The organism is Mammaliicoccus sp. I-M35 (genome assembly GCF_022386455.1).
Classification (GTDB): domain Bacteria; phylum Bacillota; class Bacilli; order Staphylococcales; family Staphylococcaceae; genus Mammaliicoccus; species Mammaliicoccus sciuri_A.
Genome location: NZ_JAJNIL010000014.1, coordinates 15,304 through 27,793, shown reverse-complemented (window position 1 = coordinate 27,793; position 12,490 = coordinate 15,304). Strand labels below are relative to the sequence as shown.

The following is a 12,490-nucleotide window of genomic DNA, read 5'->3' as shown; positions in this document are numbered from 1 at the left end:
AGGAGCGAATATAATGAAACAATTCAAAGGTAAAAAAGTCGTATTAGTAGGTAATGGTGCAGTAGGTTCAAGTTATGCATTTTCAATGATAAACCAAGGTATTTGTGATGAATTTGTCATCATAGATTTAGATAAAAAGAAAGTAATCGGGGATGTCATGGATTTAAATCATGGTACAGTATACGGACCATCACCAATTAAAGTTAAATCAGGTGACTATAAAGATTGTCATGATGCAGACTTAGTAGTTATTTGTGCAGGTGCAGCACAAAAACCAGGTGAAACAAGACTAGATTTAGTAGCAAAAAATATGAAAATTTTCAAATCAATCGTTACTGAAATTATGGACTCAGGATTTGATGGTATATTCTTAATTGCAACTAACCCAGTAGATGTATTAACTTATGCAACTATGAAATTCTCTGGTTTACCAAAAGAACGTGTAATCGGATCAGGTACTATATTAGATACAGCAAGATTTAGATATTTATTAAGTGAAGAATTCGATGTAGCACCACAAAGTGTACATGCAAACATTATCGGTGAACATGGTGATTCAGAATTACCAGTATGGTCTCATGCTAATATTGCAGGTAAACCATTAAGAAGTATTATTGAAAAAGACGAATCACGTAAACATAGAGTAGAAGAAATATTTGTACAAACTCGAGATGCAGCATATGAAATTATAGAAGCAAAAGGCGCAACTTATTACGGAGTAGCAATGGGGTTAATGCGTATTACAAAAGCCATTTTAAATAACCAAGATGTGGTGTTGACAGTTTCTGCATATTTAGAAGGCGAGTACGGACATGAAGGCGTGTATATAGGCGTACCAGCACTTATAAACAGATCAGGCATTAGAGAAGTCATCGAAATGCCATTAGATGAAGAAGAAAAATCATTATTCGATAACTCTGTTAAAGTGTTGAAAGATATACAAGCACCATTTGAAAAAGAATTTTAATAGTAAGATATATCAGGGATTTAATATATGAAGATTTTAGTAGTACCGACAAAGTCTAGAAAAGATTTTGTCGGTATTTTTTGTGGTGACTGTTTGAATTAAGGGGGGAATGTGAAAATGAGTGGGATTGAAGGCGGAAGATGATGGAAGACGTGAGTTAAAGGCGGAATAAACTCATAAGTCATGGCTTAAGTCCAGAGTAAAGCCAAGAGATCGTCTAAGTCATGGCTTAATGTCCGAATAAAGCCAAGAGATTGTCTAAGTCATGGCTTAACGTCCTAATAAAGCCAAGAGATGAGCCAAGTCATGGCTTAATGTCTGAATAAAGCCAAGAGATGAGCCAAGTCATGGCTTAATGTCTGAATAAAGCCAAGAGATCGTCTAAGTCGTGGCTTAATGTCTGAATAAAGCCAAGAGATGAGCCAAGTCATGGCTTAATGTCCGAATAAAGCCAAGAGATAACCCAAGTCGTGGCTTAATGTCTGAATAAAGCCAAGAGATGAGCCAAGTCATGGCTTAATGTCTGAATAAAGCCAAGAGATCGTCCAAGTCATGGCTTAACGACCTAATAAAGCCAAGAGATGAGCCAAGTCATGGCTTAATGTCTGAATAAAGCCAAGAGATAGCGCAAGTCATGGCTTAATGTCTGAATAAAGCCAAGAGATCGTCTAAGTCGTGGCTTAATGTCTGAATAAAGCCAAGAGATCGTCCAAGTCATGGCTTAACGCTCTAACTAAGCCAAGACATCATCTATTTCTCGCACCTCCATCAGTTCCTTTAATTCAAATCACTTTTTTTCACATCATCATTCCTCATCCATTATATGATTCGTCTTCTATTTAAAATCGGCATGTTGAGGGGATTTGAGGATTGTGGTAGTATCAATATGTCTGTTAAAAAATATAGAGGAGGTAAGGTCATGAAAAATAGAATTTTACGAGATATGATATTAATTTTGGCAGGATCTTTTATTTTTGCTACGGGTGTTAATGCCTTTATCATTTCTGCTAATTTAGGTGAAGGTGGCGTAACTGGGGTTTCTTTAATCTTACTTTATGCATTCGATATTTCACCTGCATGGTCTACGTTTATTTTAAATGCTATTTTAATTGCGTTAGGTTATAAATTTTTAAGCAAGAGAAGTACTGTATATACGATAATAGCGGTTATTGCTATTTCTGTATTTCTAGGTCTGACTGAATCTTGGGTTGTGCATACGAACGAAATTTTAATTAACACAATCTTTGGTGGTTTCATGGTTGGTCTAGGTATAGGACTCATTGTATTGTCTGGTGGTACGACTGCTGGGACGACGATTCTTGCCCGAATAGCGCATAAATATTTAGACGTAAATACATCATATGCTCTACTATTCTTTGACCTTATCGTCGTGATGTTCTCACTTACTGTAATGCCTTTAGAAAAAGCGTTACTTACAGTGATTTCATTATATGTAGGAACAAAAGTGATGGACTTTGTAATTGAAGGTCTCAATCCTAAAAAAGCCGTTACAATTATTTCTCAAAATCCCGATCAAATCGCCAAAATGATTGATGAACAAATTGGTCGTGGTTGTACGATTCTAAATGGTAGAGGCTATTATTCTAAGAAAGACACAGATGTCTTATATGTAGTTATTGCGAAGACACAACTTTCTAGAACAAAACGCATGATTAGAAAGTTCGATGAAAATGCATTTGTCGTTGTCCATGACGTAAGAGACGTTCTTGGAAATGGCTTTTTAGTAGATGAATAATAATGTTTAAGAGGTTGGTACACATTAATTGTGCCAACCTCTTTTTGTGAACGGAATACGAAAATATTCAGAAAATGATAGAAAAAGCTACTATTAAATGCTATAATACATGAATGTGAATGATGATAATGATTATCATTTACAAATATATACAATTAATGAAAATATCATATAAATAGAGTTTATTTTAATGGAAAGAGGGTTCTTTATGAATCGTTTAACGGGAGAAGCTATTTCAATAGGTTATGGAGACAAATTAATAGTTAATGAATTGAATCTTGAAGTACCAGATGGCAAAGTGACTTCTATCATCGGACCAAATGGTTGCGGTAAGTCTACTTTATTAAAAGCTTTAAGCCGTATTTTAAATGTACAAACAGGTCAAGTGTTGTTAGACGGTAAGAATTTGCATTCAACTTCAACTAAAGAAATAGCTAAAAAGATTGCAATTTTGCCCCAATCTCCTGATGTTGCAGATGGATTAACAGTTGGAGAACTCGTATCTTATGGTAGATTTCCTCATCAAAAAGGTTTCGGTAGATTATCTAAACAAGATAAAGAGGAAATTGAATGGGCTTTAAATGTAACAGGTACGCATGAATTTAAATATAGATCAATTAACGATTTAAGTGGTGGTCAAAGACAACGTGTTTGGATTGCAATGGCGCTCGCTCAAAAAACAGACATCATTTTCTTAGACGAACCAACTACTTATTTAGATATTTCACACCAATTAGAAATTTTAGAACTTGTACAGGAATTAAATAGAGAACAAGGTTGTACGATTATTATGGTCTTACATGATATTAACCAAGCAATCCGTTTCTCAGATCATTTAATTGCTATGAAGTCTGGTAAAATTGTTGCACAAGGTCAAACTGAAGAAGTTCTAACAAATGAAATATTGGAAGAAGTCTTCAATATTGATGCAGAGCTTTCTACAGATCCACGTACTGGAAAACCAATGCTTGTAACATATAATTTATTATGTAAGCACTATACGAAGTTATAAAAGGATGGCAACCCAATGAATCAGACTAAAACATTAAAAGCTAATCGCTATCCAATTATATTAACAGTTACAATCATTTTACTTGTAGCTGTTTTACTTCTGTCATTTTTATTTGGTGCAAAGACGACTTCAATACAAATGGTTTATGATGCGATTTTTCATTATAATCCTAAAATAGAAGAACATAATATATTAAGAGAAATAAGAATTCCAAGAGAAATAGGTGCTGTTATTGTAGGTATGGCACTTGCTGTATCCGGTGCTGTCATGCAAGGCGTTACACGTAATGGCTTAGCTGACCCTGGTTTATTAGGTCTTAATGCTGGTGCGAGTATGATGCTTGCGTTAACTTTAGCCGTTATACCTAATGCAGGTTATTTCACATTGATGCTTGCAGGATTCGTAGGTGCAGCTATAGGTGGGATACTTGTTATGAGTGTTGGCTCATCTAAACGAGGTGGATTCAGCCCAATGAGGTTAGTACTTGCTGGTGCTGCAGTATCTGCGCTTTTAACAGCTGCAAGTGAAGGAATTGCTTTAATATTTAGATTAAATCAAACATTAACATTCTGGAGTGTTGGTGGTGTAAGTGGTACAACTTGGAAACAACTTATGATCTCTACACCAGTTGTTATTGTTATTTTAATTGTTCTTATTTTTATGAGTAGACAACTTACTATACTTAGTTTAGGTGATACACTTTCTAAAGGATTAGGCCAAAATAGTACATTTGTAAGATACACAAGTTTAATTGCTACAATGTTCCTAGCAGGTATAGCAGTTTCAATCGTTGGACAAATCGCATTTGTCGGCTTAATGGTGCCACATATTGTTCGATTTATGATTGGAACAGATTATAAACGTGTAATACCTTTATCAGCAGTACTCGGAGGCTTTATTCTGTTATTTGCAGATATGATTGCAAGAATGTTAGGAGAAGCACCTATTGGAGCTGTTATCTCAATTATCGGTGTGCCGTTCTTCCTTTATCTTGTTAGAAGGGACGGTAAAATACTATGATACATCCTAAAGTTATTAAAAAACAACGTATTACATTTATTATATTAGTTATCGCACTTATTGCTTCAATGGGATTTGCCATGACAACTGGTGAGTTTAATATGTCCTTTACGCAATTTTTCAAAACGATATTTGGACAAGGTAATGAGTTAGATACAATGGTATTATTTGAATTTAGAATGCCTAGAATGCTCATCACAATACTTGCTGGTGCAAGTTTAGCGTTAAGTGGTGCAATCCTTCAAAGTATTACGAAGAATCCTTTAGCAGAACCAGGTATTCTTGGTATTAATGCAGGAAGCGGATTTATGATTACGCTATTTCTTGTTGTTGGTACGATTAAAGCAGGAGATTTTGTATATGTATTACCACTTGTAAGTATGCTTGGTGGTTTAGCAACTGCAATGGTTATTTTCATATTCAGTCATAAACGTGGTGAAGGCATAAACCCTGTAAGAATGGTCTTAATAGGTGTAGGTTTATCTACTGCTCTGAGTGGAGCATCTATAACAATTATGTCTACATTTGATCAAGATCAAATGGAATTTATCGCAAGATGGTTCGCAGGTAACATATGGGGAGATGAATGGCCATTCGTGTTCGCATTTATCCCATGGTTGGCGATTGTTATGCCATTCTTGTTCTATAAAGCAAATGTATTAAATGTATTAAGTACGAATGAACAAATTTCCGTTTCTTTCGGTATTAATAATAATAGAGAAAGAATTCTACTCGTATTTTTAGCTGTTGTATTATCATCAGCTGCAGTTTCAGTAGCAGGCGGAATTGGTTTCGTTGGCTTAATGGGACCACATATCGCAAGAAGTATTGTTGGACCAAGACATCAATTATACTTACCAATTGCAGTGTTAAATGGTGCGATTTTACTTGTTGTAGCAGATACAATTGGTAAAATTGTATTAGAACCTAACGGACTTCCAGCAGGTATTATCGTTGCAATAGTTGGTGCGCCGTATTTCTTATACTTAATGCAAAAATCAACGCATATATAATAGTGAACTCTCTTTCTATAATGAAAGAGAGTTTTTTCGTGCTTATAATCACGACACATTCTAAGAATTATTAAAATTTCTCAAAAAAGTATACATAAATTATAAAATTTTGTTTTCAAAATCATTTTAGGGGTATAACAAGGAGTAGTAATAGAACTTTACATAGGAGGTGCAGTTGCCAGTGAGAAGATTAAAAAATTTTTTCCTAGGCTTATTCATAATAGTAGTTGTAGGCACGCTTCTTTTTATGTATTTGGATATTAGCCAAATTAAGAGCTATCAACAAGAATTATTAAAATATAATTGGTTTGAACCAACGTTGATTGCTTGTGCAGGCGTATTAATATTCTTTGGTATATTGATGTTCTTTGCAACATTTAAACCAACACATAAAAAGCCAGGCTTACATCGTGACTATGAGGATGGTCACATTTATATTACGAGAAATTCAGTTGAAAAATGTATTTATCGTACTATTCAAAAATACGATGAAGTACGTCAACCAAATGTTATTGCGAAACTGTATAATAAGAAAAATAAATCTTATGCAACAATCAAAGCTGATTTCTTTGTTGTTTCAGATACAGGTCAAATTCAAACATTAACAGATCGAATTAAATCTGATATCAAACAAAATGTAGAGCATTTCTTAGAAATACCTGTAAAAAATATTGAGATTAATGTCAGAGATCAAAAATCGAGTGACACAAGAGTTTTATAAGACTAAGGATAGGAGGTTCCGATTATGCCAAATGAAAATCAAGATCCAAATCAATTCATTAATTTTATTAAAGAATATAAATGGAGAATTATTGGTTTTATCGCAATGTTAATATTAGCAGTACTATTTTTAACAATTGGTTTTTGGAAAACAGTTTTAATCCTAGTCCTATGTTTAATAGGTGTAGGATTGGGGTATATTAAAGATTGTACACAGCAGTTCTTAAATTTCCTAAATAGAATAAGTTAGACTGCTTACAATATAAATAAAGAAAACAAACAAATTATAAATTAAAGGGAGAGAATCTATTATGGCAAACGTAGACAACAACAAAGCAAAAAGTAGTTACAATGAACAAACAGGGGTAAATGAACAAGAGCGCGAAGCTCAACAACAACAAGCTCAAGCTCAAGAGCAACAATTTTCAAATACATTATCATTTTCAGATGAAGTAGTAGAAAAAATTGCTGGTATTGCTGCAAGAGAAGTTAGAGGTATTTTAGATATGAAAGGCGGCTTTGCTTCTAGCTTAACTGATCGTTTCACATCTGGAAATAACGTAACACAAGGGGTTTCTGTTGAAGTAGGAGAAAAACAAGCAGCTGTAGATTTAAAAGTTATTTTAGAATATGGCGAATCAGCTCCTAAAATCTTCAAAAAAGTTGCAGACTTAGTTAAAGAACAAGTTAAACATATGACTGGACTTGAAGTTGTTGAAGTAAATATGCATGTTGATGATGTAATGAGTAGAAAAGAATACGAACAAAAAAATTCATCATCTGATGATGAAGGCCAATCAAAAGGCAATAAAGAATTACAATAATCTATAAAAAAGACGAGTGAGATTATCTAATCTCACTCGCTTTTTTTTATGATTTCTGCGCCTTTGGTTGTTTCTTAATCGTTAAACAAATAAGGAATGCAATAAAGCTTAATGCACCTGCTACATATAAACTAGATACGACATTAAAGTATGATACGAATATACCACCTAATAATGAACCAGCACCTATTCCTGCATTTAAACTTGACATGTTCCAACTCATTGCTGCACTTGTATCTCCTTCAATTTGAGAGATAATACCGATTTGGATAGGTGGATTTGATCCCCATTGGACAATATTCCAAGCAAATACACCAATTAATGTAATAACAAGTATCGGTAAGAATTGTTCAAATACAAGCATCAGTACTGTATAAGTACTTAATGAAATTAATAGCCACTTTTTACTACCTAATGCATCTGTAATATATCCACCTAATGACGTACCGATAATTGCACCGATACCTGCAACAAGTAGTACCAGTGATACAATATTTAAATCATATCCATACACAGATAATAATGGACTAATATACGTTACGACAACATAATTTGCCGCTAATATAAGGAAAGTAATGCTTAAATATTTTACAATTTCTAAAGGATGAACGACTTTGTAATCTTGACTTTGGCTAGAAGATTCTAACGTATCAATTTTATTGCTTGCGACATTAAAAATAATAAGTATAAGCGCAATAATACCAACTGTAGAAATAAATACAAATGACATTCTCCAACCTACTAAGTCTCCTATTTTAGTACCTAGAGGAACACCAAGTACGTTCGCTGCACTGAAACCAGTATAAACAAGCCCAATCATTTTCCCACGTTCACTTGGTTTTGAATACACAACAGTTAAAGATAAGATTTTCACGACAATAATTGCTGCAGCGGCTGAAGATAATATTCGACCTATTACAAGTATTGTAAAGTTAGGTGAAATCGCAATAATCCCGTTTCCTAAAATAAATATAGCCATACTCACTAATAATACAGTCTTTGGTGAGACATTCTTAGTCAGTTTAACAAGTATGGGTCCGCTAATTGCGAATGTTAATGCATAAACTGTTACAAGTTGTCCTACAATTGCTTCTGATACATTCAAATCTTTACTCATTAAAGTAAGTATACCTGCAATCATTAATTCAACCATTCCCACAACAAATACGCTTAACATAAATGTAATTAATCGAGGTTTCGACATCATATTACTCCTTCTCTTTGACATATAATCATGATTATAACAGTGTGATTTGTAAAAATACAGATAAAATTTAATACCCGAACAATCAGAAATGTAAGGTGTTTTTAAGGTATAAATTGAAAGAATTAATTGGAATTGTTCTATATATTATACGGATAATAAATAGTTGTTTGAAAATTAAAAATATTTAAAGAAAAAATATAATAAATACATTGGTATATTATGATTAATAATTCTTTTATTTTTACTAAAAATAATGACAGCGCTTACATAAAAATATATAATAAAATTAGAGATGAATAGTATTGAATATTTATTAATTATTGTGTATAGTTAGTCTTGCGTAAAGGAGAGAAAGTATGAAAGAGACGAGCGTTTTAGTAGGAAGGTTAAAGTTTATTATATTATCACTGTTAGGAATATATTTATTTTTAGTGCCTGTAACGGTAACTGACGATAAAGGGGAGAAGGAAACAAGTTTACCTGTTGCATACCTTGCAAATACAGCTTTAGATTGGATAGGTGACTATGATGGGCTAATTATTATGCTTTTAATTAGTTTCTCTGCAGTAATGACATTAATCTATTCTACGATATTCAGTACTTCTACAAAGAGATCTATAACGAATGAATTATTTAACGTCAATTGGATTTGGGTCGTCATTAGAATAATAGGTGCGATATTTGCAATATTTATTTATTTCGATTTCGGACCAGGTGTAGTTGTAAATGAAAATACCGGATTAATGGTATACAATGATTTATTACCAACATTACTTGCCGTATTTTTCTTTGCAGGTTTGTTCTTACCATTATTAATGGACTTTGGTTTATTAGAATTTTTAGGACCAATGTTTGCTCCAATTATGAGACCAATGTTTAAATTACCAGGTAGATCAACTGTTGATAATCTAGCATCATTTATTGGTGATGGTACAGTTGGCGTTATGATTACAAGTCAACAATATGAACAAGGATTTTATACACGTCGAGAAGCAACAGTTATTGCGACAACATTCTCTGTTGTATCAATCACATTTGCAATTGTCATTGCTCAAACAATCGGCTTAATGGATTATTTCTTTAAATTTTATTTATCCGTTATTTTAGCTTGTGTTGTAGCAGCTTTTATAATGCCTAGAATTTGGCCACTTAAACAAATTCCAGATAAGTATTCAAACGGAAGCACTGAGCAATTAAATGAATCAATTCCTAAAACACATAATCCAATATCATGGGGATTTGAACAAGCAACTCAAAAAGCTGTAAAATCACCTGACCTTAAACAATTCATTATTAACGGTGTGAAGACTGTGTTGGATATGTGGTTAGCAGTACTACCAGTCGTTATGACAATCGGTACTTTAGCCACTATAGTTGCTGAATATACACCAACATTTAGTATATTAGGAGCACCATTTGTACCATTATTAGAATTAATGCAAATACCATATGCAAAAGAAATGTCTGAAACATTATTAATCGGTTTCGCAGATATGTTCTTACCATCATTACTGATTAGTAATGTACCAAGTGATATGACAAGATTTATCGTAGGTGCTTTAAGTATTTCACAATTAATATATTTATCAGAAGTAGGGGGCGTTATACTCGGTTCGAAAATACCAGTAAGCCTAGGGAAACTATTTATGATTTATATTATACGTACAATCATAGCTCTACCGATAATCGTTATATTAGCTCATATATTCTTCTAAATTTAAAATAGCGACAGAGGCATGATGTGCCCCTGTCGTTTTTTATGTATGGGAATGGTTGGGGGAGATGAGGAGGTTTTGAGTCGTGGCTTAAGTGCTGAGTAAAGCCAAGAGATAGCTCAAGTCGTGGCTTAATGTCCGAATAAAGCCAAGAGATAGCCCAAGTCATGGCTTTATGTCTGAGTAAAGCCAAGAGATAGCTCAAGTCTTGGCTTAAGTGCTGAGTAAAGCCAAGAGATAGCTCAAGTCATGGCTTAAGTCTTGAATAAAGCCAAGAGATCGTCCAAGTCTTGGCTTAATGGGTGAGTAAAGCCAAGAGATAGCTTAAGTCGTGGCTTAATGTCCGAATAAAGCCAAGAGATCGTCCAAGTCTTGGCTTAAGTGCTGAGTAAAGCCAAGAGATCGTCTAAGTCTTAGCTTAAGTGCTGAGTAAAGCCAAGAGATTGCTAAAATCATGGCTTAATGTCTGAGTAAAGCCAAGAGATCGTCCAAGTCATGGCTTAATGGGTGAGTAAAGCCAAGAGATCGCTAAAGTCATGGCTTAATGTCTGAATAAAGCCAAGAGATCGCTAAAGTCATGGCTTAATGTCTGAGTAAAGCCAAGAGATTGTCCAAATTATAGCTTAAGCACCAAATAAACTCACATCTTCCTCATTCCACCCTCATAACAAAAACAAACTGAACTAGATAAGTTCAGTTTGTCCATATTTATATTATTTTGGGTCAATTGTTGTTTCGACTTTAGCGATTGCGATTTCAGATCCTAACATTGGTGATTCGCCTTTGTCTTTATTACTGTCTCCGCCGCGACTATGTGCTTGTTTAAATGCATCGCTCGTTTTCCATGCTTCGAAGTCTTCTAGTTCTTCCCACCACATATTGACATGTAATTCGTCATTGTCTTCAATGTCTTGCATATTCCAAGTTTCAACTTTAATGAAACCTTTCATTTCTTGTAGTGCGCCACCTTTAGTAAACATTGGTGCTAATTTTTCTGCATAACCTTTTTTCATTTTAATTCTATTTGTTACAACATACATAGTGATCTCTCCTATTCTTTTGGTGTTGGGTTAGTAGCCCAGATTTGTGCTGTCTTCATAAATGTTCTCGGTTGTAGTTTCAGTTGTGATACAACTACGTCTGCTATATCTTCTGGATGCGTCATCGTATCTTCTTGTAATTGTGTTTCTCCTATTAAATCTGTTAAGACGGCAGAAGGGGTTAAATATGATACTCGAATGTTATGTTTTCTCATTTCTTGCATAATACCTTCAGTCATACCAATTACCGCATATTTAGTAGCAGAATAGATACTGCTTGTTGCACTGGCTTTTAATCCAGACATTGAGGCGATATTAATAACATCTCCGCTTTTTTGTCTTACGAGATGTGGTAATGCTTCTTGTAAGACGTAGTATATACCTTTAACATTTGTTTCAAATAATTGATCGAACTCAGATTCACTTACTTCTAAAAATGAATTATTCTTCATAATACCTGCATTATTAATCACGATATCTATTGAGCCTAATGCATGGTATGAATCTTCTATGAAACGTTGCACATCTTTTTGGTGCGCAATATTGGTTTCTTTATAAAATACTTTGACGTCATATTGTTTAAGTTCATCGGCTGTTGCTTTTAAAGTATCAATATTTCTACTTGCAATAGCGACATTAACGCCTTCGTGAGCTAATGCAATCGCGATTGATTTACCGATACCTTTAGAGCCACCTGTAATGACTGCATTGAGCCCTTTTAAGTCTCTTAACATATTGAACATCACTCCTTTCTTATATGTTAGCATGCTTTAAAAATGTATCATAATAATTCAATTTGAAAATGCCATATAAATAACACCACGAAGTCAATGTAATATGACTTCGCGGTGTTTATTTAAAATGCCTGAAAGTTTGAACTTAAGCTTCTTTAGTAAGCTCGTTGTAAACTTTCTTATCAGCATGTGTATAAATAATGTATTCTTTATCATTTGTTTCGATAATCACACGATTTGTTTTGCCAAAAGTTGAGCCAATTCTTACGATATGATCTTGGGCTTCATTAGACAAAGCGTGAATATCTTGATCCTCTTTAATGTTTTTAATTTCATTATTTGGAATTGTAATGTCCGCTACTCTCCATTGAATATGAACTTGATTATTGTCCTTTGATACTCTCATTGCCATATCTAAACACATCCTTTTGTTTGATGACTACATCATAACGCATTATGTATCCGTTTTCAATAGAAAAGCG

13 protein-coding genes are annotated in these 12,490 nt (G+C 33.8%); 9 read left to right on the top strand and 4 right to left on the bottom strand.

The genetic code is table 11. The features are described from left to right. Nucleotides 1–13: 13 nt before the first annotated feature. The 8 genes from LQ679_RS13370 (at nt 14) to LQ679_RS13335 (ending at nt 7,312) form a co-directional block, all read left to right on the top strand. Nucleotides 14–967, top strand: a complete 954-nt coding sequence (locus LQ679_RS13370; protein WP_159316342.1) for an L-lactate dehydrogenase — start codon at nt 14–16, stop codon at nt 965–967. Nucleotides 968–1,886: 919 nt separating this feature from the next. Next, a complete protein-coding gene (locus LQ679_RS13365) occupies nt 1,887–2,723 on the top strand; it encodes a YitT family protein (protein ID WP_025906313.1) in 837 nt (278 codons plus the stop codon). Between the two features lie 208 nt (nt 2,724–2,931). Next, complete coding sequence (locus LQ679_RS13360) at nt 2,932–3,735, top strand: ABC transporter ATP-binding protein (protein ID WP_025906315.1); 804 nt, start codon at nt 2,932–2,934, stop codon at nt 3,733–3,735. A gap of 15 nt (nt 3,736–3,750) precedes the next feature. Continuing rightward, nucleotides 3,751–4,755, top strand: a complete 1,005-nt coding sequence (locus LQ679_RS13355) for a FecCD family ABC transporter permease (RefSeq protein ID WP_239763290.1) — start codon at nt 3,751–3,753, stop codon at nt 4,753–4,755. Beyond that, nucleotides 4,752–5,768: a FecCD family ABC transporter permease gene (locus LQ679_RS13350; protein WP_126477902.1), complete on the top strand. Its 1,017-nt coding sequence runs from the start codon at nt 4,752–4,754 to the stop codon at nt 5,766–5,768. Before LQ679_RS13355 ends, LQ679_RS13350 begins: the two co-directional genes overlap by 4 nt. Nucleotides 5,769–5,949: 181 nt before the next feature. Then, nucleotides 5,950–6,489 (top strand): alkaline shock response membrane anchor protein AmaP, encoded by a 540-nt coding sequence (gene amaP / locus LQ679_RS13345; protein WP_239763289.1) that lies wholly within the window; start codon nt 5,950–5,952, stop codon nt 6,487–6,489. A gap of 21 nt (nt 6,490–6,510) precedes the next feature. After that, nucleotides 6,511–6,738 carry a DUF2273 domain-containing protein gene (locus tag LQ679_RS13340; protein WP_369919472.1) on the top strand — a complete coding sequence of 76 codons (228 nt, stop codon included), beginning with the start codon at nt 6,511–6,513 and terminating at the stop codon, nt 6,736–6,738. A 61-nt stretch (nt 6,739–6,799) separates the two neighbouring features. Beyond that, nucleotides 6,800–7,312, top strand: coding sequence for an Asp23/Gls24 family envelope stress response protein (locus tag LQ679_RS13335; protein WP_204173708.1), 513 nt, complete (start codon nt 6,800–6,802; stop codon nt 7,310–7,312). Between the two features lie 46 nt (nt 7,313–7,358). Here the strand turns inward: LQ679_RS13335 and LQ679_RS13330 are convergent, their stop codons facing one another. Beyond that, nucleotides 7,359–8,516, bottom strand: coding sequence for an MFS transporter (locus LQ679_RS13330; protein WP_191835703.1), 1,158 nt, complete (start codon nt 8,514–8,516; stop codon nt 7,359–7,361). Nucleotides 8,517–8,875: 359 nt separating this feature from the next. Here LQ679_RS13330 and LQ679_RS13325 point away from each other — a divergent pair, with 359 nt between their 5' ends. Continuing rightward, nucleotides 8,876–10,234, top strand: a complete 1,359-nt coding sequence (locus LQ679_RS13325; RefSeq protein WP_239763288.1) for a YjiH family protein — start codon at nt 8,876–8,878, stop codon at nt 10,232–10,234. 713 nt (nt 10,235–10,947) lie between these two features. Here LQ679_RS13325 and LQ679_RS13320 read toward each other — a convergent pair. The 3 genes from LQ679_RS13320 to LQ679_RS13310 form a co-directional block, all read right to left on the bottom strand. Beyond that, nucleotides 10,948–11,274 carry a heme oxygenase gene (locus tag LQ679_RS13320; RefSeq protein ID WP_037590416.1) on the bottom strand — a complete coding sequence of 109 codons (327 nt, stop codon included), beginning with the start codon at nt 11,272–11,274 and terminating at the stop codon, nt 10,948–10,950. Between the two features lie 11 nt (nt 11,275–11,285). Then, complete coding sequence (locus tag LQ679_RS13315; protein WP_025904966.1) at nt 11,286–12,008, bottom strand: SDR family NAD(P)-dependent oxidoreductase; 723 nt, start codon at nt 12,006–12,008, stop codon at nt 11,286–11,288. A 145-nt stretch (nt 12,009–12,153) separates the two neighbouring features. Next, the gene (locus tag LQ679_RS13310; RefSeq protein ID WP_025904965.1) at nt 12,154–12,420 is read right to left on the bottom strand and encodes a SunI/YnzG family protein; all 267 of its coding nucleotides are present in this window, start codon (nt 12,418–12,420) and stop codon (nt 12,154–12,156) included. Between the last annotated feature and the right edge of the window lie 70 nt (nt 12,421–12,490).

What these genes read in the sequence shown, in the direction of transcription:
- LQ679_RS13370 (WP_159316342.1), top strand. Translation starts at nt 14, where the DNA reads ATGAAACAATTCAAAGGTAAAAAAGTCGTATTAGTAGGTAATGGTGCA.
- LQ679_RS13365 (WP_025906313.1), top strand. Translation starts at nt 1,887, where the DNA reads ATGAAAAATAGAATTTTACGAGATATGATATTAATTTTGGCAGGATCT.
- LQ679_RS13360 (WP_025906315.1), top strand. Translation starts at nt 2,932, where the DNA reads ATGAATCGTTTAACGGGAGAAGCTATTTCAATAGGTTATGGAGACAAA.
- LQ679_RS13355 (WP_239763290.1), top strand. Translation starts at nt 3,751, where the DNA reads ATGAATCAGACTAAAACATTAAAAGCTAATCGCTATCCAATTATATTA.
- LQ679_RS13350 (WP_126477902.1), top strand. Translation starts at nt 4,752, where the DNA reads ATGATACATCCTAAAGTTATTAAAAAACAACGTATTACATTTATTATA.
- LQ679_RS13335 (WP_204173708.1), top strand. Translation starts at nt 6,800, where the DNA reads ATGGCAAACGTAGACAACAACAAAGCAAAAAGTAGTTACAATGAACAA.
- LQ679_RS13330 (WP_191835703.1), bottom strand. Translation starts at nt 8,516, where the DNA reads ATGTCGAAACCTCGATTAATTACATTTATGTTAAGCGTATTTGTTGTG.
- LQ679_RS13325 (WP_239763288.1), top strand. Translation starts at nt 8,876, where the DNA reads ATGAAAGAGACGAGCGTTTTAGTAGGAAGGTTAAAGTTTATTATATTA.
- LQ679_RS13320 (WP_037590416.1), bottom strand. Translation starts at nt 11,274, where the DNA reads ATGTATGTTGTAACAAATAGAATTAAAATGAAAAAAGGTTATGCAGAA.
- LQ679_RS13315 (WP_025904966.1), bottom strand. Translation starts at nt 12,008, where the DNA reads ATGTTAAGAGACTTAAAAGGGCTCAATGCAGTCATTACAGGTGGCTCT.
- LQ679_RS13310 (WP_025904965.1), bottom strand. Translation starts at nt 12,420, where the DNA reads ATGGCAATGAGAGTATCAAAGGACAATAATCAAGTTCATATTCAATGG.